This window comes from Paraburkholderia sp. EB58 (assembly GCF_050436665.1).
GTDB lineage: Bacteria > Pseudomonadota > Gammaproteobacteria > Burkholderiales > Burkholderiaceae > Paraburkholderia.
The window spans coordinates 45,723-64,261 of sequence record NZ_JBNDMQ010000025.1 but is presented as its reverse complement, the minus strand read 5'-3'; the positions used below and the strand labels follow the sequence as shown (position 1 = coordinate 64,261).

General features: G+C 61.9%; 18 protein-coding genes. 15 read left to right on the top strand and 3 right to left on the bottom strand.

Annotated elements, in window-relative coordinates; translation table 11 throughout:
* The first annotated feature begins 360 nt into the window (after nt 1–360).
* Nucleotides 361–1,152, top strand: coding sequence for a uroporphyrinogen-III C-methyltransferase (gene cobA, locus P3T40_RS29930; RefSeq protein WP_429271321.1), 792 nt, complete (start codon nt 361–363; stop codon nt 1,150–1,152).
* A 115-nt stretch (nt 1,153–1,267) separates the two neighbouring features.
* Here the strand turns inward: cobA and P3T40_RS29925 are convergent, their stop codons facing one another.
* Nucleotides 1,268–2,668 (bottom strand): MFS transporter, encoded by a 1,401-nt coding sequence (locus P3T40_RS29925; protein WP_429271320.1) that lies wholly within the window; start codon nt 2,666–2,668, stop codon nt 1,268–1,270.
* Between the two features lie 176 nt (nt 2,669–2,844).
* Entirely contained in the window at nt 2,845–3,126 is a 282-nt protein-coding gene (locus P3T40_RS29920; RefSeq protein ID WP_429271319.1) for a hypothetical protein, read from the bottom strand.
* A gap of 276 nt (nt 3,127–3,402) precedes the next feature.
* On the opposite strand from P3T40_RS29920, the gene P3T40_RS29915 reads away from it, so the two are divergent.
* The 10 genes from P3T40_RS29915 to P3T40_RS29870 all read left to right on the top strand — a co-directional run bounded on the left by P3T40_RS29915 (nt 3,403) and on the right by P3T40_RS29870 (nt 13,932).
* Entirely contained in the window at nt 3,403–4,875 is a 1,473-nt protein-coding gene (locus P3T40_RS29915; protein WP_429271318.1) for an MDR family MFS transporter, read from the top strand.
* 448 nt (nt 4,876–5,323) lie between these two features.
* The gene (locus P3T40_RS29910; protein ID WP_429271317.1) at nt 5,324–5,890 is read left to right on the top strand and encodes an acyloxyacyl hydrolase; all 567 of its coding nucleotides are present in this window, start codon (nt 5,324–5,326) and stop codon (nt 5,888–5,890) included.
* Nucleotides 5,891–6,053: 163 nt separating this feature from the next.
* Nucleotides 6,054–6,419 carry a hypothetical protein gene (locus tag P3T40_RS29905; protein WP_429271316.1) on the top strand — a complete coding sequence of 122 codons (366 nt, stop codon included), beginning with the start codon at nt 6,054–6,056 and terminating at the stop codon, nt 6,417–6,419.
* A gap of 482 nt (nt 6,420–6,901) precedes the next feature.
* Entirely contained in the window at nt 6,902–8,128 is a 1,227-nt protein-coding gene (locus P3T40_RS29900; RefSeq protein WP_429271315.1) for a cyclic nucleotide-binding domain-containing protein, read from the top strand.
* An 18-nt stretch (nt 8,129–8,146) separates the two neighbouring features.
* Nucleotides 8,147–8,911: a flagellar motor protein gene (locus P3T40_RS29895; protein WP_429271314.1), complete on the top strand. Its 765-nt coding sequence runs from the start codon at nt 8,147–8,149 to the stop codon at nt 8,909–8,911.
* 6 nt (nt 8,912–8,917) lie between these two features.
* Nucleotides 8,918–9,598 (top strand): OmpA/MotB family protein, encoded by a 681-nt coding sequence (locus P3T40_RS29890; RefSeq protein ID WP_429271313.1) that lies wholly within the window; start codon nt 8,918–8,920, stop codon nt 9,596–9,598.
* A gap of 167 nt (nt 9,599–9,765) precedes the next feature.
* Entirely contained in the window at nt 9,766–11,103 is a 1,338-nt protein-coding gene (locus tag P3T40_RS29885) for a TAXI family TRAP transporter solute-binding subunit (RefSeq protein ID WP_429271312.1), read from the top strand.
* A 147-nt stretch (nt 11,104–11,250) separates the two neighbouring features.
* Entirely contained in the window at nt 11,251–12,639 is a 1,389-nt protein-coding gene (locus P3T40_RS29880; RefSeq protein WP_429271386.1) for a cytochrome ubiquinol oxidase subunit I, read from the top strand.
* Between the two features lie 82 nt (nt 12,640–12,721).
* Nucleotides 12,722–13,720 carry a cytochrome d ubiquinol oxidase subunit II gene (gene cydB / locus P3T40_RS29875; protein ID WP_429271311.1) on the top strand — a complete coding sequence of 333 codons (999 nt, stop codon included), beginning with the start codon at nt 12,722–12,724 and terminating at the stop codon, nt 13,718–13,720.
* 20 nt (nt 13,721–13,740) lie between these two features.
* Nucleotides 13,741–13,932 carry a hypothetical protein gene (locus tag P3T40_RS29870; protein WP_429271310.1) on the top strand — a complete coding sequence of 64 codons (192 nt, stop codon included), beginning with the start codon at nt 13,741–13,743 and terminating at the stop codon, nt 13,930–13,932.
* A gap of 41 nt (nt 13,933–13,973) precedes the next feature.
* Here the strand turns inward: P3T40_RS29870 and P3T40_RS29865 are convergent, their stop codons facing one another.
* Complete coding sequence (locus tag P3T40_RS29865) at nt 13,974–14,897, bottom strand: LysR family transcriptional regulator (RefSeq protein WP_429271309.1); 924 nt, start codon at nt 14,895–14,897, stop codon at nt 13,974–13,976.
* Nucleotides 14,898–15,055: 158 nt separating this feature from the next.
* Between P3T40_RS29865 and P3T40_RS29860 the strand changes: the two genes are divergently transcribed.
* The 4 genes from P3T40_RS29860 to P3T40_RS29845 all read left to right on the top strand — a co-directional run bounded on the left by P3T40_RS29860 (nt 15,056) and on the right by P3T40_RS29845 (nt 18,498).
* On the top strand, nt 15,056–16,270 hold the full coding sequence (locus tag P3T40_RS29860; RefSeq protein WP_429271308.1) for an MFS transporter: 1,215 nt from the start codon (nt 15,056–15,058) through the stop codon (nt 16,268–16,270).
* 246 nt (nt 16,271–16,516) lie between these two features.
* On the top strand, nt 16,517–17,272 hold the full coding sequence (locus P3T40_RS29855) for a DUF3667 domain-containing protein (RefSeq protein ID WP_429271307.1): 756 nt from the start codon (nt 16,517–16,519) through the stop codon (nt 17,270–17,272).
* A 269-nt stretch (nt 17,273–17,541) separates the two neighbouring features.
* Nucleotides 17,542–17,847, top strand: coding sequence for a hypothetical protein (locus tag P3T40_RS29850; RefSeq protein ID WP_429271306.1), 306 nt, complete (start codon nt 17,542–17,544; stop codon nt 17,845–17,847).
* A 252-nt stretch (nt 17,848–18,099) separates the two neighbouring features.
* Nucleotides 18,100–18,498 (top strand): hypothetical protein, encoded by a 399-nt coding sequence (locus P3T40_RS29845; RefSeq protein ID WP_429271305.1) that lies wholly within the window; start codon nt 18,100–18,102, stop codon nt 18,496–18,498.
* The last annotated feature ends 41 nt before the right edge of the window (nt 18,499–18,539 follow it).

Sequence of the window (18,539 nt, the reverse complement as noted above, 5' to 3'; positions counted from 1 at the left end):
TCAGCGACGCATTTTGATGCGGCTTAGCACAACTGTGGTGCGGTGCAGCACTTCATCCGTGCAGCGCGTTTCGTGGACGCTGCCGGTTTCGTCTGCGATTCACGGCATCGTCGCAGTCCCAACGTGCGCAACTGCAATCTGGCCTGGATATTGCGTTTAATAGAATGCGCGGCAACGATGTCGGCGCACGGAATCAAGCGACCCGAGGGACTTTAAGCTCACGCGTCGCACTCATACAGGCAACATCAGGACAACGGCGTCCCCTCGTTCCACACGACGAGCGGACGCCGTTTGTATTTGGCGAACCGCACGGTCCTGAACACGGCAACAGCTGCATAGCTGATCAAGGACATCATCATCATGGCAACCGGCAAGGTCACCTTACTCAGTGCGGGTCCAGGCGAGCTCGATCTGCTTACCATCCGGGCTGCAAGGCTCTTGGCGACCGCGGACGTCGTGCTGCTCGACGACCTCGTCAACCCCGAGATCTTGACGCTGGCGCCGCAGGCGCATGTCATCCGGGTCGGCAAGCGCGGTGGCTGCAAGTCGACACCGCAAGCATTTATTCAGCGGCTGACTTTGCGCTACGCACGCGCGGGACGGCACGTGGTGCGGGTGAAAGGCGGCGACGCCCTGCTGTTCGGCCGCGCCGGCGAAGAGTTGACCGAGTTGCGGCGCGCGCAGATTCCGTTCGAGATCGTGAACGGTATTTCATCGGGCTTCGCGGCGGCGGCGGGCCTCGGGATTTCGCTCACGCATCGCGACCACTGCCAAGGGGTGACGTTCATCACGGCACACCTGCGTGACCACAGCGAACCCAACTGGGCCGCGCTCGCCGCTACTGGAACAACGCTCGCTATCTATATGGGCATGACCCGCATCGACAGCATTTGCGCTGCACTGCTGGAGTCGCTGCCCGCCGGCACGCCCGCTGCGGTGGTGCAATCCGCCGGCACGTCCGATGAGCGCCGCGTACTGGCGACGCTCGCAACGCTTGCCGTCACTGCGCGTGAGGCCGGCCTTGGCAGCCCTGCGGTGATCCTGGTTGGTAATGCGATTGGCGAGGCGGTGGTGAGTGGGGAACAGACACGTGGCCCGCACCAGCCCGATGCGTCGTCTACCGTTTCTGAGCACGGGCGCCGTTACGCGTAAGTTGAAGGGTCACGCAGCAGCGCTACTTCTGCCTGGTGAGCAACTAAGGCCCGCGTCATCCGACGACGCGGGCCTCTTTCACAAACGAAGCCGTCCTGCGCGCTTGCCGCGCACATCACACCCCGCTGTCCACCCGCACACCCCCAGCCGACATCGGGCTCACAACAACCAGACTCTCAGCCGGCAGCGCCCATTTGAGCCAGCGCGCACGATGCAGCGCGACCAATGCGAAAGCGAGCGCCGACAGCACGCCGAACGTCGCAAAGCCCATCTGATAACTGCCGGTGCTTTCCTTGGCCATGCCCATGATGACGGGCAGATAGAAGCCGCCGATGCCGCCGGCCGCGCCGATGATCCCCGACATCAGGCCGGTTTTGCCTTTCCAGCGTTGCGGCACGAGCTGGAACGTAGCGCCATTGCCGAGTCCAAAGCACAGATAGGTGGCGACCAGCAGCGCAATGCCGGCCGGCAGCGGCGGCATCCACGCGGCGAAGGCGAAGTCGCACAGCGAGATGCCGGCAAGCAGCAACACCAGCGCGCGCACGCCCGAAATGCGGTCGGCGATCAAGCCGCCAACCGGACGCACCAGCGCGCCGGTGAACGCAAGCAGCGACATGAACAGACCCGCTTCGAGCTTGGGCAACTGGTACAGCGACACCAGCAGCGTCGTCACGTACGAGGACATGCCGACAAAGCCGCCGAACGTGATGCTGTAGACGAGCATCACCACCCACGTATCGCTTTCGGCCAGCACGCTGCGGTAGTGCTTCGGCAATACCGCGATGGCAAGCAGCGCGCCCAGCACAGGCAACAACAGCACCCCCGTTTTGCCGCCGCCGAAGACACCCGCATGCACGGCCAGCACCAACACGATCAGTCCGCCTAACGTAATGCAGAAGCTGCGCAAAGCGCGCGGTGCGCTGCCCGATTTGGGTCCGAGGTCCTTCGCCCAGAAGAACAATGCGACTGCGGCCAATGCCAGCAACGGCAGCGCGGCGCCCGCGGCTTTGGCCCAGCCGAACTGGTCCGCGATACTCGGGAACAGGAAGCCGTCGAGCACCGCGCCAATATTGCCGGCAGCGGCGAGGCCGAGCACCAGCCCTTGCACTTTCGGCGGATAGTTGCTGCCGGCCATCGGCAAGGCCACGGCAAAGCTTGCGCCGCCGACGCCGAGGAACACGCCCAGCACCAGCAGCATCACATACGACGGCGGCGTCGGCGACAACAGCATGACAACTGACGGTAGTGCCGACAGCGCCACGCCGAGCAAGGCAATGCGGCGGCCGTCGTAAGCCTGGTACAGATTGCCGAGGGTCACGCGCAGGATCGCCGCACCGAGCACCGGCACCGCGACGAGGAAGCCCAGTTCCGCGGGCGACATCGCGATGTCTTTGTGAATGAACGGGGCGAGCGGGCCGAACATCACCCACACGGTGAACCCGGTATCGAAGTACAGAAAGCACGCTAACAATGCACGCCAGTTGCCGCTTGTCAGCGAATTCAATAGATGTTTCATGGGTCTCTCTCGCAGGATGAAGGCTATTGAAGAGCGCGATCGGCACGGGCGTGCCAACCCGTGGAGCGCTAAACGAAGCGCAAAAAAAAGCGTCCCGAGTACCCAGCACGCGCACCGATTGCTCGGTGGGCTTCTGGATACTCGGGACGCCGTTGTCCCTGTGGGTCGCTCGAACTTCAGACAAGCGGCCCTTCAAGTTTCAATACGCTGAGGCCGCCGTTGGCCCCGGTGCGTTGCAATGCAATAGGTATGCCATGGGGCGGCGGGAGATCGCTTTGAAAGCGTAATGACAGATAGAGCCGCGCGCTGCGACCGAAAGGCAAAGGTCCGCCGGATAAGGCTAAGCGCCCTGAGCGCAAGGGGTTTCGAACGCGGATATAAAACCGGAAAAAGCAGCTTTTCTGCAGCACCGTCAGCACCCGGCCGCTAAATGACCAGGCGCCTTCGCGGCGCGACATGAATTGAGTTGGTGCAACTTTGTGGTGCGTCGCACCATGATATTGCACCGCGCTTATGGCTGAGATCGCTTGTCAGCGGGCAAGCAACGCACTCAATGACGCGGTAACATCCGTACTCGCGCTTAAGCAAATACTGTGTAGCGTGTCAGTCGTGATGGAGCCACCGCCACGGTGTGCGCCTTCCAGAAAGCTGACACCGCTGCCCACATCGTCCCCTGCTGCGCGTTCGAGCGGCCTTCAGAAGCCGCACGGCCTCTCTCCTTCTATATAGACGGCATGTCACAGCACCCCAAGACAGTTCGACCCCTCGTAATCGCCGCGGTCATGGCATCGATGGCGATGGTCGCCATTGAAGCCACCATCGTGTCCACCGCCATGCCGCAGATCGTGACGCAACTCGGCGGCCTGCGTCTCTACAGTTGGGTCTTCTCCTCCTTTCTGCTCGCGCAGACCGCGATGACCGTCGTGTTTGGCAAGCTCGCGGACCTGTATGGTCGCAAGCCCATCGTCCTCATCGGCATTGCGATCTTTCTGGTGGGCTCGGTGCTCGCCGGCTTCGCCTGGTCCATGCCGGCGATGATCGTGTTTCGCCTGATCCAGGGGGTCGGCGCCGGCGCCATCCAGCCGGTCACGCTGACGATCGTCGGCGACCTGTACCCCGCGCGCGAACGCGGCAAGATTCAGGGCTACCTCGCAAGCGTGTGGGCCATCGCGGCCGTGGTCGGCCCGATGGCGGGCGGCCTCTTGATCCGCGACCTGTCGTGGGCGTGGATCTTCTGGATCAACGTTCCCATCGGCCTCGCTTCCGCGGCCGGCTTTATCGCGTTTCTGCACGAACACGAAAAGCGCGAACGCCCGTCAATCGATATCGCCGGCGCGACTCTCTTCACCGTATCGATCGGCGCGCTCATGATGGCGCTCACCGACGCCGGCACCTCCAGTAACGCGCTCGTCGCGTTTGAATTTGCGCTGTTCGTGGCCTGCGCCGTCCTGTTCGTACTGCAGGAGCGCCGCGCCGCCGATCCGATGATTTCGTTCGCGCTGTGGGGCCACCGGCCGATCGCCGCGTGCAACGTCGCTACCGTGCTGTCGGGTATGGCGCTGATGGGCTTGACCAGTTTTCTGCCCATGTATGTCCAGGGCGTGCTGGGCCGCTCGCCGGTGGTGGCCGGCCTCGCGTTGACGATGATGATGGTGGGCTGGCCGAGCGGCGCGACCCTCGCCGCCCGCTCCTTCCATCTGCTCGGACTGCGGCGCACGCTGATCGGCGGCAGCGTGTTCCTGCCGATTGGCGCCGTGTTCTTCGCCATGCTGTCGCCGGAAAGCAGCCCGGTCCTCGCCGGTGTCGGTTCCCTCGTGATGGGCTTCGGCATGGGGATCGTCAGCGTCAGTTCGCTGATCCTGATTCAGGAAATCGTCAAGCCGTCCGAGCGCGGCAGCGCCACCGCATCCAATCTGTTCTCGCGCAATCTGGGCAGCACGCTGGGCGCCGCCATGTTCGGTGCGGTGCTGAACTACGGGCTCGCTCATTCCTCGGGAATCGCTGCGGTGACCGCGGATCAGCTACGACAGATTCTGGATGCGGAGCCAGGGAGCACCGCGAGCGGCGCGGCCGTGCGGCTAGCCCTGCATCAATCGCTGCACCTGACCTTCGCGTCCATCCTGGTGATCTCATTCTTTTCCGTTGTCTCGGTGATGATCGTGCCAGCGATCGAGCTTGGCCAGGCGCGTGCGGCGTCGGCACAGTAATACGCTCCTTCACTGCACAATCTTCGCAGGTCGGATAGACTGCAAACAAATCGCAAAACCATAAGGGCGGCACGGTGCCTGAAGATGCGGAAGGCGACTCATGCCATCCCATCTTGAGGCTGCCTTTGCCTCCTCATTGAATTCAATTCTCTGACAAATATGCGAATGGACCCTCGAGACAGCTCCACCCTGATCGTTGCGGAACCAAGCAAACTCATTTGCCATCAGGCCAACATTGCGCGCGCCTGTATCGCTCTAAAATTCCGTTCGTCATTCAAACACCAAAGCCGTTCCATGTGTGTCCCGCTGCACAGCTAGTGCGAGTGCAGGCTTGTACAGTGGCAAAGCGTGCAATGGTTGCAGCGCGATGCCATAGGGCGCTTGCACGTGTGTCTTAAGAAAAAAAGCTTCCGCAAATAAACAAGTCACTCAAGTGGTCGGAAATCCCATGCGATCAAAACAAACGTCTGTGCAAGGTAATTTTGTCCGCGCCCTGCTGTTTTGCGCGCTAACGATCGGTTCAGCAGCGGCACATGCCGATCAGTTTGGGGTGCAAATTGCCGGCGGTGTCGCCGATCACGATATTAAAAAGGCCGATCTCGGCTTCGTCTGGGACCCAGGTTTAACCTGGTGGGAGATCGACGGATATCACTTTACCGTCGTGGGAGAGGCCCACGCTGCTTACTGGGACATCCGGGAGAGCAACGCCGCCCATCCGAACATCTGGGAATTCGGCGTGACGCCGGTGTTCCGCTTCATCAAGAGCTCGGGCTGGATCCGCCCGTACATCGAAGGCGGTGTCGGCGTGCGCCTGCTTTCGCATGTGAGGGAGACCGAAGACCGCACCTTCTCGTCGTCCTTCCAGTTTGCCGACATGCTCGGCGTCGGCGCCCAGCTCGGCGATCATCAGCAGTATCAGGCAGGGTTCCGCTTCCAGCATCTGTCGAATGCCGGTATCGATCATCCGAACCCCGGCGCCAACTTCAGCGAAATCTATCTGCAATACAACTTCTGAGCGCGCTGGCCGCCCTCCCCGCGGCGGCCGTTGTGTGGCGCCTCGCCCCTACTAGCACAAGATGTTCCAGATTAGGGGCAGCGCGTGCTATCGTTGTGTTGCAGCATAGGACGGTTCACGCACCGTCGGGAACCGAACGCAACTCATCGTAGCGAGTATCGCCATGAGTGATGTACGCCTTCATCTGAGCCCACGTGACCGTGTGGAATTGCTTTGCTGGCTCACCTGCGGGAGCCTCGGTGCCTATTACCTCAATGAGACCTGGCCGGAACCGGCCTTTCACGTGCAGGCGGCCCACAAGTGGCTTGACCGGCACTTACGGGAAGCTGACTGGTTGAGCGTCGCCAAACTCTCCGCCCTCGCGCTGGAGATTGCCGGGCGGCACGCGCGTTTTGTCGAAGCGGAGTGGGCGCGCGACGCCGTCGAAGAAATCCTCGATACGGACGACCTCAATTTCCAGGCGCGGCTCGTGACACAGGTGCTGGCCGACTGCCAGCACGCGCTGGCGGACAAGCGGATAGCGGACTGAGCGCCGGAAGACCCTGCCCGCACGGCAGTTGCGCCAGGGGTTTCCACGTAGCGCGGAGCGTGCACCCGCACTACGGCGCGAGGCAGATTGCCCCGCGCCGCTGCACAACAATTCAACGCCCCTGAATTTTGCTAAGACATCCTGATTAATATCATGACGTCCGTACATCATCACGCGCGCCATCCGGCCGGTTGCAGAAAGGCAAGCGCCCCACTTCTGCGCTGCGAAAAGCAATATTCGCGCAAAACTCGCCAAACGTTTGCGCGCTTGATCTGAAGTTTCTGCCGCACGTACGCCACGTTCTTCGTTGGTTGTCAATCTCGCGCCCGCCATTGGCGGCATCTCACATATTGCGCGTCAACGCACTAAAGAGATCGGCGAACGAGTCGTTATCCAGTGGTAAGAGGCAGCAGCGACTGCCACCAGAGAGCGAGTCCAAAGAAGACCGCTTGAGCAGGGCCACACACTCGCAGGGGAATACATTGAATCAGCAACAATCGTCAAGGTCGCGGACCGCCGCTCCGGGCGAAGTCATCTACTCCGAGGGGTACGTTGGAACTTCAGCCATCTATGTGATCGCGGACGGCAAAGTCGAAATCTCCACGCAATGTGACGAAAAACGGGTCGTTCTCGCGACCCTCGGCAAAGGCGAAATCTTCGGTGAGTCGGCCTTGCTGCCGTCCGAGCCGCGCGGTTCCACCGCCAAGGCACTGACCTTCTGCCGCCTGACCATCATCGACACCAGCATCGTCGAACAGGAACTGGAGCGCGTCTCGCCGCTGCTTCGCCATCTAGTGCGCACTATCATTCGCCGCGCCAAGCGCAAGGACGATCTGCTCGCGACCTATACGCATGCCGACTTCCTGCCGGGCGTGCTTTCCTATGCTCACGTGCTCGCGCTGATGGCCGGCGCCGAGAACCGCGACGGCCGCGCACGCCGCTCGCCAACCGAAGAAGTGTCGGTACCCTTGTCCGAAGTCATCAAGAAGTGCCGCGCGATTGCGGGCCATTCGCGCCTGCATGTGATGGCCATGTTGAAGCGCATGGAAAAGCTCAATCTGGTGAGCTTCGACGCGGGACGGCCGGAGTTCGCCGGCAAGGGCTCCACCGGTGACGAGGGCGCAGCGGGCCGCCACATGGTCAGCTTCGACCCGGTCCGGATCACCGATCGCGCCCAGCAGGTGGCCGATCACGATCTGGATATCGCAATCACCGGCGAGCTGGAATTGATCGAACTGTCGGACCTGGAAGCGCTGATCGGCGTTGAACGTCAGTTGATTCTCAAGAAGCTTTCCCACTCGGAAATCGCCGAGGATATTTTTGCGTTCCGCAAGACCAAGGTGTTGAACTACATCGAAGAAAACGGCACCGCGTATTTCTCGAAACGGAAAATCCGCGCTGCCAGCGAGCTCGAATCGCTCGCCGACCTGGAATTCATCGACCAGCGAACCCTGTTCGACGCCGTCAGCGCCTTCGACACCTACGACCTCGCCAAGCTGCTCACCGCGATGGCCGATCATTCGATCGCCGACCGGCTGCTGTCGGTCATGACCCGGGCCCGCCAAAACGAAATCTCCTGGATCATGCGGCGCGACGTCAAGATCGATCCGCTGGAAATTCCGGAAATCGAGCAGCGCTTTATCGATCTGGTGAAAAGCGTCAAATCGCCTTCGATGAGTGCCTCGGTGCCCCTCAGTTCGACCCTCTAGGCTCTGTCGAGGTCTTTTATGGATTTCCTGACGCTGGGCGGTGCCGTTCTTGGCATCGCCGCCATTGTGCTGGGCTTTTCGCTCGAGGGCGGAAGGTTTGCCTCACTGTTCCAGCTCGAAGCCCTTGTGATCGTGCTCGGCGGGACGATCGGCGCCGTGATGGTTCAGAACACCTGGGGACGGTTTTCCGACGGCGTCAGGCAACTCAAGCTCGCCATCACGACAGCCAAACCGGTCGATCAGGACAACCTCTCCGTGCTGCTGGAATGGGGACACAAAGCGAAGCTGAACGGCATGCTCGCCTTCGAGTCGATCGACCCGGCCGGCATTCATCCGTTCGCCAAACGCGGCCTCGAGCTGATCGCCAATGGTGTTGCCACCGCCGTGATTGAAGACGCGTTGCAACGCGAACTGGACGCCTACGAACGCAATCACATGGCCGCGGCGCGCATCTGGCTGCAAGCGGGCGGTTACGCGCCAACCTTCGGGATTCTGGGTGCAGTGCTGGGTCTGATCCAGGTGACGGGCCATATTATGGAGCCGGCCCAACTCGGCCAGGGCGTCGCGGTTGCGTTCGTGACGACGCTCTACGGCCTCGCGCTCGCCAACGTGCTGTTTCTGCCGATCTACGGCAAGATCAAGGCGCAGGTGGATAGCGAATTGCGCTACCGCAAACTGTACTTCGACGGCTTGCTGGCCATCTCGCGCAGGGAATCGCCGCAAACCATCGAGACGCGTCTGACGGGCGACGTGCGCGAGCGATCCAACGCATTGCTGGCGTAGGACACCATGGCGACCGCATCTGAAAAGCGCAATCCGAAGATAGACGACGCGGAGGCCAGTCCTGAGCGCTGGCTTCTTTCGTACTCGGATCTCGTCACCACGCTCATGGTGCTGTTTCTGGCGCTGTACGCGATTCAACTGGCTAAAAACCGGGAGATGGAAATCAAGCTCCTCGAATCCAGTCACAGCGTCAAGGCAGATCAAGCGGCTGCCTCCACTGCTGCTCGCAACCCTGCAAGCGGCCCTCAGCAAGCCTCGAAGACGGAGTTGCTGTCGCTCTTGCGAGCACTGCGCGACAAAGGTCAGATCAATATCGACGAAGAGCCGGGCAGCGTGGAAATCGGCATCAACGCGAAAATCCTGTTTCACTCCGGAGATGCCCATTTACTGCCGGATTCGACCAGCGTGCTCGACCAGGTGGCCGTGGCGCTAAAGGACTATTCGACCCACAATATTCTGGTGGAGGGGCACACCGACAGCACGCCGATCTCAACGGCGAAATACGAATCCAACTGGGAACTGTCGTCCGCTCGCGCCGGCGCCGTGGTGCGATTCTTCGTGGACAAAGGCATCGAACCGCACAGGCTGGCCGCGATCGGCCGCTCCGACAATATCCCCTTGATGATCGGCGACGATGCAGTTGCGCGCGCAGCCAATCGCCGCGTGACGATACTCGTGCAGTATTGAGCGTAGCGTGGGGCCTCACCCCGGCTCTGAAGCAACGGGAACACATCACGCGCGGCCGCGCCAGCCCCACATCAAACATCAGACGATAGCCATTGCTGCTACGCTATACGCGCAGACATGAGTAGCTCGCCCGACAAGACAGGCCCCGCCACCCGAACGGAGCTCCAATGAGACATCATCGCCCGCGCCCTCCGAACTTCCCTGGCGAGCATTCCCATGCCGATCTGCGCGATCTGACCTTGACGTTCGCGCCGATCGCGATCTTCGTGGTGGTCGTCATCACGCTGGTGATCTGGCTAGTGGACCCGGCGCCGCCGCATACGATTACGATGAGCGCGGGGCCGCACGACAGCTCGTTTCTGCTCGCCGCCAATGAGTACAAAAAGATCCTCGCGCGCAACGGCATCACGCTAAAGGTGCTGGAATCGGACGGTTCGCTGCAGAACCTGCAGCGCCTGCTGGACCCCAAACAGCATGTGGATATCGCGCTGGTGCAAGGCGGCGTCGCCGATGGCCTTGCCGTGTCCACGTTGATGTCGCTCGGCAGCGTGTTTTATGACCCTGTGGTGGTGTTCTATCGCGGCACCGGCATCACACGCCTCGCGCAGCTCGAAGGCAAACGGATCGCCATTGGCCGCGAAGGCAGCGGCACACGCGAGCTGGCGCTTAAACTGCTGGAGGCGAACGGCATCGCGCCGGGCGGCGACACGCCGCTCTTGCCCGACGACGGCTTGCAAGCTGCCACGAAACTGGTCTCGGGCGAGGTCGACGCAGCCATCCTGAACGGCGATTCGGCCACGCGCGCCTTGATGCAGCGGCTCTTGCGCGTGCCCGGCATCTCGGTGATGAACTTCGAGGAAGCCAGCGCCTATACGCGTCTCTTCCCGTATCTGGATGAAATCGACCTGCCGCCCGGCGTACTCGATCTGCGGCACCGCATCCCCGCCGATACCGTCCATCTGATCAGCCCGACCGTGGAAATCGTGGCCCGTACCAACCTGCACCCCGCCATCTCCGATCTGCTGATAGAAGCCGCCCAGGAGATTCACGGCATGCCCGGCCTCCTGCAACACGCGGGAGAATTCCCCAATGCGGTTGAGCATGAATACCCGATCAGCGAAGACGCGCAGCGCTACTACAAGACCGGCAAGAGCTTTCTCTACCGTAACTTACCGTTCTGGCTCGCAAGCGTCGGCGACCGCACGCTGGTTCTTCTGCTGCCGATCGCAGTGCTGCTGTTTCCGGCCTTGCGTCTGATTCCCGCCCTGTATCGCTGGCGCGTCAGGTCGCGCATCTATCGCTATTACGGCTCGCTGATCGCGATTGAACGGGAAGCGTTGAAGGAGCCCTCACAGGAGCAACGCGACGCTCTGTTCCACGAACTCGATCAGATCGAGGAGTCGCTCAACAGCCTGCGCATGCCACTCGCCTACGCGGACACGTTTTACGTTTTGCGTGAGCACGTCGGCTTCGTGCGCTCCCGCCTCGTTCAAGGAAATTCGTAAGGTCTAACCTCACGGCTCCTGTCACATCGCCGACAGCGAGCGAACGCAGATTAAGGGCACCGCTTCAAAAAAGCGTGTATGTTGCCTAGGTGCATCGGGGGTCGCTCCGTCAACCCAGCCAGCCCTCGTCTTCGGGAGCCCGCAATGATGAACCTCAGCGCGTTGGATCTTTCGCGCCTGCAGTTTGCTTTCACGGTGTCGTTTCACATCATTTTCCCTGCGATGAGCATCGGCCTTGCCAGCTTCATCGCGGTGCTCGAAGCGGCGTGGCTGAAAACCGGCAAACTGCACTACAAGGAACTGTGCCTGTTCTGGTCGAAGGTCTTCGCGATCGGCTTCGGCATGGGGGTGGTGTCGGGCGTCGTGATGGCCTATCAGTTCGGCACGAACTGGGCCGGCTTTGCGAAGTTCGCCGGCCCCATTACGGGTCCGCTGCTCACTTACGAGGTGATGACAGCCTTCTTTCTCGAAGCGGGCTTTCTCGGCATCATGCTGTTCGGCTGGGATCGTGTGGGGCGCAGCGCGCACTTCGGCGCCACCCTGCTGGTGGCCATCGGCACGCTGATCTCGACCTTCTGGATTCTCGCCTCGAATAGCTGGATGCAGACGCCGCAGGGCTTCACGGTCGAGAACGGCCACGTGGTTCCGCTCGACTGGTTCAAGATCATCTTCAACCCCTCGTTTCCGTACCGGCTCGCGCATATGGCGATGGCCGCCTTCATCGTTGGCGCATTGCTGGTCGCCGCCGCCGGGGCATGGCATCTGCTGCGCGGGCGGCGCGACCCGGCGGTCAAGACCATGTTTTCGATGGCCCTGTGGCTGTTGCTGGTGCTGGCTCCGATCCAGGCACTGGTGGGCGACCAGCACGGCCTGAACACGCGCAAATACCAACCGGCGAAGATCGCCGCCATCGAAGGCCTGTGGGAAACGGAACATGGCGGCACGGCGCTCAATCTGATCGGCTTTCCGGACATGCAGGCCGAAGAGACCCGCTACGCGATCCAGATTCCGCATCTGGGCAGCCTCATCCTGACGCACTCTTGGGACGGCGAAATTCGTGGCCTCAAGGAGTTTCCGCCGGAAGACCGGCCGAATTCGTCGGTTATCTTCTGGACGTTTCGCATCATGGCGGGCCTCGGCATGTTGATGATCCTGCTGGCCGTGATCGGCCTCATCCTGCGACGTGGCGGCCGGATCTACGAAAACCGGCTGTTCCAGCGTTGCATGCTGGCGATGGGGCCGGCCGGCTTCATCACGCTGATCGCCGGCTGGATCACGACCGAAATGGGCCGGCAACCGTGGGTGGTGTACGGCGTGTTGCGTACGGCGCAAGCGGTGTCGCCCGTGACCCAACAGGACGTGAGCGTGTCGCTGATGATTTTCGTGATCGTCTACTTTCTGGTGTTTTGCACGGGCATCTTCTACATCTTCAAGCTGCTGCGACTCGGGCCGCCGTACGACGATGGAGCGCCGCGCCCGGTGCCAGGCACCGATGCGAACAGCAGTGGCCGCCGTCCGCTCGCCGCGGTCGAGTGACGCGTCCACAGATGCAACCAACGGCAACCAGCGACAACCGCCGGGCAGCAGCAGCCCTCACTTATCTGAAGCGGAGCACAGCATGGACGTGACGACTATCTGGGCCGCGATCATCGCCCTGGGGCTCTTCATGTATGTCGCCCTTGATGGCTTCGATCTCGGCATCGGTCTGATCTTTCCGTTCTTTCCGGACGACGGCGAGCGCGACCTGATGATCAGCACGATCGCGCCGGTCTGGGACGGTAACGAAACCTGGCTGGTGCTCGGCGGCGCCGCGCTATTCGCGGCGTTTCCCGCGGTGTATTCGATCGTGCTGTCGGCGCTGTATCTGCCCATCGTCACCATGCTGGTGTGCCTGATTTTTCGCGGCGTTTCCTTCGAGATCCGCGAGAAAGCGACCCGCACCAAGAACCTCTGGAACCTCGCGTTCATCGCTGGATCGGGCGGCGCTTCGTTCTTTCAGGGTGTCATTCTGGGCGCCTATCTGCAGGGCATTCCGGTGACAGACGGCGTGTTCGCTGGACCTTCGTTCTTCTGGCTCACACCGTTTAGTTTGCTTACCGGTTTCGGCCTGATGGCTACCTATTCGCTGCTCGGTGCGTGCTGGCTTATCATGAAAACGGAGGGTGACCTGCAGCACCGTCTGCATGAGGTGGTGCGTCCGCTCACCATCGTGCTGCTCGCGTTTATGGTGGTCGTCTCCATCTGGACGCCGCTCACCGACGCAAAAATCGCGCAGCGCTGGTTCGATTCGGGTCTGCTGTACCGCTTGCTGCCCGTGCCGTTTCTCGTCGTGATTACCGCACTATTCATGTTCCGGGCGCTACGGCGCCATCACGACAACACGCCGTTTCTGCTGGCGCTGCTGCTGATTCTGCTCGGGTATATTGGCCTGCTTGTCAGTATCCGGCCGTATGCGATACCCAACGTCCTCACGCTCCAGGATGCGGCTGCGCCACGCTCGAGCCAGCTCTTCACGCTGGTGGGCGCGGTGATCATCCTACCGGTGATCATCATCTACACGACGCTCGGATACCACGTGTTCCGCGGCAAATCCGCACCGGGTGCGAAGTACCACTAAGCTCGACGAGGTGCGTTGCAATGCGACTCTCCTGGCTCCCGACACCGCGTAATTCTGCCGCGTCGTCTACCCAACCGGAAGCGGCGAATCAGCCCCCTCATGGGCGGCTCAAGCGCGTGTTCTGGTTCGTCGCCCTGTGGTGCGTGGGTGTGGCGGGCGCGATGCTGCTTGCGCTGCCGTTCCGCTTGCTGATGCAGGCGGCAATGCACTGAGGCCTACCGCCTGTACGGAAGCAGACAGCGTGTTCAACCGCTCACGCCTCCGGGAGCGGTTGAACGCGCTCCTGCAGAAACTGCACGAAGGTGCGCACCTTGCTCGAATGACGGCGATTCGGCAGGTAAGCCGCATAGATCACCGACCGGCCGGCGTGCGGATTGACCTCAGTATTGGCAAAGAGGCGCAGGAGGCGTCCCGCGCGGATCTCCGAGGCCACCAGCCATTCCGGCAGCAAAGCAATGCCGCGGCCCGCCAGAACCGCATCGAGCAGAACGTCAGGGTTATTGGCGATCAGGTGGCCGCCTACTTCGACGCGCTGCTCCGTCTCGCCTTGAAGGAAAGTCCACACCTGACGCGCCGGCCGATGCGTTCCGCCATACCCAAAGCGCAGGCATTCATGGGCGGCAAGCGCTTGAGGTTCGGACGGCATGCCGCAGCGCTCGAAATACGCGTGACTCGCGACCACAAAGCGCGCGTTGTCGGCGAGCTTCCTGATCACCAGGTTTTCATCGCGTGACGGCAAGCCGATGCGAACTGCGACATCGATCCGCTCGGCGGCGAGATCCAAGTAGTAGTCGCCAACCACCACGTCGAGCACCACGCGCGGATAGTCGGCGAGGAAGTTCGTCAGATGGGGCGCCAGTTGCAGCCGGCTATAGGCGGTCGGCACGGAGATGCGCAACACGCCGACGGGCGACGCACCGCTATCGAAGATGCTGTCGTCGGCGACCGCCAGATCGTCCAGCACCTTGCTGATCTGCTCGACGTAGGCCGTGCCGGCGTCGGTCAGGCTAACGCGCCGCGTTGTGCGGGTCAGCAAGGCGGTGCCGAGCGAGGCTTCGAGCGCGTCCATCAGCCGGGTCACGGACGAGGTCGCGACACCAAGGCGCTGCGCCGCCTTGGAAAAGCCACCGGCCTCCGCGACTTCCAGCAGGGTATTCAAGGCAAGCAGCTTGTCCACTTGTCGACCTCCTTGATGACTACATCGGCGAGCGCTAGCGGTGATCTCAGGCCGTGCTTGCGTTGCGCTGCACGCAACGTGAATTTGCTCTTTGAGGCTATTCTACTCATTAATCGCAACCGATATCCTATGCGTAATTTGCCCCTCAGGGATTCACCATGACGTCCAACGCATCTGCCGCCGCCTCGAACGGCGGCGCCGTCCAGCTAACCCGCAGCCTGACCGCGCTGTTCGCATTCTGTTGCGGCGCGATCGTCGCCAACCTCTACTACGCGCAGCCGATTACCGAACTGATCGCGCCGGACATCCACATGACGGGCGGCACGGCCAGTCTGATCGTCTCGCTCACGCAGATCGGCTACGCCTTCGGATTGTTTTTTCTGGTGCCGCTCGGCGATCTGTTAGAAAACCGCCGGTTGATGATCACCACGGCGCTAGTCTCGATCATCAGTCTCGCGCTGGCCGCGGTGACGCGCCAGCCGAGCGCGTTTCTGGCCGTTTCGTTGCTGGTGGGCTTTAGCTCGGTTGCCGTGCAGATCCTGATTCCGCTCGCCGCGCATCTCGCGCCAGATGAATCGCGTGGCCGTGTGGTCGGCAACATCATGAGTGGCCTCTTGCTCGGCATCCTGCTGTCGCGGCCGATTTCAAGCGTGGTGGCCGGGCATTTTGGCTGGCGCGCGGTGTTCGGTTCGGCAGCGGTGCTGATGGCCATCGTCACGACCGTGCTCGCGCTGACCATTCCGCGCCGTCAACCCTCGCATCAGGCCACCTACTTCCAGTTGATCCGTTCGCTCGAGCATCTGGTCGTGACCATGCCGGTGCTGCGCCATCGCTCGCTATACCAAGGGCTGATGTTCGCCACCTTCAGTCTCTTCTGGACCGCCGTGCCAATCGAGTTGACGCGTCACTATGGGCTGTCGCAGAACGCTATCGCGCTGTTCGCGCTCGTCGGCGCGGTGGGCGCAACCTCCGCGCCGCTGTCAGGACGGCTTGCCGATGCGGGTCACTCGGTGCGCGCAACGCTCATTGCGCTGGTGATCGCAGCACTCGCTTATACGCCTGCGCTGATTCATCCGGCCTGGGGCGTGGGTGGCCTGGTCGTCACGGCCGTCGTGCTCGATTTCGCCGTGCAGATGAACATGGTGCTCGGTCAGCGTGAGATTTACGCGTTGCATGCGGCGAGCCGCAACCGTCTGAATGCGCTGTATATGACCAGCATTTTCATTGGCGGCGCGATCGGCTCGGCGTTGGCGAGCAGCCTGTATGAGCACGGTGGCTGGACCTTGATCGCCATCGTCGCGAGCGCGTTCCCTCTCATCGCGCTGCTTCATTACCTCGCGATCGGCAAACCGCTTGCAGTCGCAACGGCCTGACTGGCGGGCGCAACGATCGTCGGACCGTTCGGCTGGGCCGACGGTCCAGCGTCTGCCGTACATTTCTGTCCTGTTGACGCCTCCCGACCCCGCGGTCAGAATGCGGCCTGTTACGACTCCAGGCCAGGCATCCGCATGTCGCACACACACGAAGCAGCACACGAACTGCCCGCCACATGCCCTAACTGCGATGCCCCTGTCCACGGGCCGTTCTGTGCGCAATGCGGCCAGGAGACGGTCCACGAAATGCCCACCTTGCGCGAATTCGCGCACCAGTACCTGCATCACTACGTCGCCGCGGAAGGCAAGCTGCTGCCCACCGTCAAACTGTTGCTGCTCAAACCGGGGCAACTCACGCTCGAGTATCTGGAAGGCAGGCGGCGGCGCTACGTGATGCCGCTGCCGCTTTACGTCACGTTCAGCTTTCTGTTTTTCCTGCTGCTGAGCTGGTCCGGCGCGGTGACCCACCCTCATCTCGTGTACATCGACAATCAGCCGGTGGCGCATCCCACCCAGGCACTCAGCGCCCTCGCCGCCTCCGAGTCCGACGCGGACGACAAGCAGGTGCTGAGCTTCGCCTCCAGCGTGATGAGCGTGCTGGACCAGCCCGACAAGCTTGCCGAATTCAGCGAACACCTGCTGCATCGCTTACCCTATGCGGTGTTCGTGCTGATGCCGGTGTTTGCGGCAATGTGCGCGCTGGTCTATCGGCGCAGACGCCAGCACTACGGCATGCATCTGCTCTTCACCGTGCATCTGCATGCGTTCATTTTCGCGGTATTTCTGGTGTGTCTGATACCCGGCGTCAGCGCCTATGCGGCCTGGTCGGCGTTGGTGATCCTTGCCTACCTGATCGTCGCCCTCAAGCGCGTGTATGGCGGAAGCTGGTGGCCGCAAGTGGCGCGTGGGGTGCTGCTAGGGGCTTGCTATGCCGTGATCAGCAGTCTTGCGCTCGCGGTTGTCACCTTTCTTTCGAGCGGCGTTCATTTGCGCCTGTCCTGAGGCGGCGGTTTCGCAGGCCTGCAAAGGCATTGATGTCGCTCTGGCACCCCACCCGATCGTCCTTCCTGTTGCGAAGCACTTACGCTTATTACCATCCGTTGCGGCGGCGCGGTCTGCGCGTGCGGCAGCGCCAGGCAGCACGCGCCAGAGCGCCTGCCGGCGGTAAAAAACAAAAATTTCAACCGTCAACTTTGTTGCACTTGCGTAACTCAAGACGCGCGCCGGCGGACTACAGTGAAGCTGTCTTCTCCCCTGATTTGGAGGTCAACATGAAAAGCAAACTGTTAGTCAGCCTCGGACTCGGGGCACTCATCCTCGGGGCATCGCAAATGGCCAACGCGGGTGTTTCGGTCGGACTCAACTTCGCCGTCCCGGCGCCGGTTTACGTCGCACCTGCCCCTGTCTACGTCGCGCCTCAACCGGTCTACGCACCGCCGCCAGCCGTGGTCGCCTATCAGCCAGTGGGCATGCCGGTGATCGCACCGAGTGTTGTGATCGGCTGGCACGGCGGTAACTACTGGGACGGGCGTCGCTGGTGGTCCCGTCATGACTGGTACGCACATCGTCGTTGGTAGAGCCACGGGGCGTTAGCTCCTCAGTTCAACACCCTCTCCCTTGCGCCGGACGAGCCCACTCAAATGGGTTCGGTGCTCGCCCGGCCACCCTCTCCCCTCGCTCCAGATCGCCGCGCACTCCAGCGTGTCACGCCTTTCACATCGCGCCCCGAACCGCACCTTGCTGAAAGGAAGAATCGGTAATCCGTAGGTAACCTTGAGCGGCACCCGCGAGCCTAGACTCGCTCTCCAATGTTGTTCGGGAGCGCTCTTATGTCACAGCCGGTTGCCCTGGCGATCCATTCCCTGCATTCCTTCGAACTGACTGGCGACGGTCAGTACCTGATGCTCAAAGGCAATCAGCCTGACAGCATTGCCTTGCACTACTCGGTCATGCACGAGCTGCTGGCGGCCATCTCGAACGCCATCGGCTGGTCCGAGCGGGTGCGCCAGAAGAAGGACGACGTGAAGTTCACCATGCCGTGCGAAGCATGGGCCGTCGGCAAGGACAAAGGCGAGACCACGCACCTCGTGCTGACGTTTCGCCTGCCGGGCGGCGCAGAACTGTCGTTCCGGATGCACCGCGCCGACGCGCGCCATATGACCGAGGTGCTCTCGCTCGTGACCGGCCTTGCCAAGGTGGACGAAGCATCCGCCGCACGGTTGCAATAGCGCCGCCGTGCTCCCTGACACCTCGAAAACAAGCCGTCAAA

Bases quoted from the DNA above. Each gene is read 5' to 3' on its own strand.
- P3T40_RS29855 (WP_429271307.1), top strand. From the start codon at position 16,517: ATGCCCACCTTGCGCGAATTCGCGCACCAGTACCTGCATCACTACGTC.
- P3T40_RS29890 (WP_429271313.1), top strand. From the start codon at position 8,918: ATGGCGACCGCATCTGAAAAGCGCAATCCGAAGATAGACGACGCGGAG.
- P3T40_RS29885 (WP_429271312.1), top strand. From the start codon at position 9,766: ATGAGACATCATCGCCCGCGCCCTCCGAACTTCCCTGGCGAGCATTCC.
- P3T40_RS29845 (WP_429271305.1), top strand. From the start codon at position 18,100: ATGTCACAGCCGGTTGCCCTGGCGATCCATTCCCTGCATTCCTTCGAA.
- P3T40_RS29905 (WP_429271316.1), top strand. From the start codon at position 6,054: ATGAGTGATGTACGCCTTCATCTGAGCCCACGTGACCGTGTGGAATTG.
- P3T40_RS29925 (WP_429271320.1), bottom strand. From the start codon at position 2,668: ATGAAACATCTATTGAATTCGCTGACAAGCGGCAACTGGCGTGCATTG.
- P3T40_RS29870 (WP_429271310.1), top strand. From the start codon at position 13,741: ATGCGACTCTCCTGGCTCCCGACACCGCGTAATTCTGCCGCGTCGTCT.
- P3T40_RS29910 (WP_429271317.1), top strand. From the start codon at position 5,324: ATGCGATCAAAACAAACGTCTGTGCAAGGTAATTTTGTCCGCGCCCTG.
- P3T40_RS29850 (WP_429271306.1), top strand. From the start codon at position 17,542: ATGAAAAGCAAACTGTTAGTCAGCCTCGGACTCGGGGCACTCATCCTC.
- P3T40_RS29915 (WP_429271318.1), top strand. From the start codon at position 3,403: ATGTCACAGCACCCCAAGACAGTTCGACCCCTCGTAATCGCCGCGGTC.
- cobA (WP_429271321.1), top strand. From the start codon at position 361: ATGGCAACCGGCAAGGTCACCTTACTCAGTGCGGGTCCAGGCGAGCTC.
- P3T40_RS29895 (WP_429271314.1), top strand. From the start codon at position 8,147: ATGGATTTCCTGACGCTGGGCGGTGCCGTTCTTGGCATCGCCGCCATT.
- cydB (WP_429271311.1), top strand. From the start codon at position 12,722: ATGGACGTGACGACTATCTGGGCCGCGATCATCGCCCTGGGGCTCTTC.
- P3T40_RS29920 (WP_429271319.1), bottom strand. From the start codon at position 3,126: ATGTCGCGCCGCGAAGGCGCCTGGTCATTTAGCGGCCGGGTGCTGACG.
- P3T40_RS29860 (WP_429271308.1), top strand. From the start codon at position 15,056: ATGACGTCCAACGCATCTGCCGCCGCCTCGAACGGCGGCGCCGTCCAG.
- P3T40_RS29880 (WP_429271386.1), top strand. From the start codon at position 11,251: ATGAACCTCAGCGCGTTGGATCTTTCGCGCCTGCAGTTTGCTTTCACG.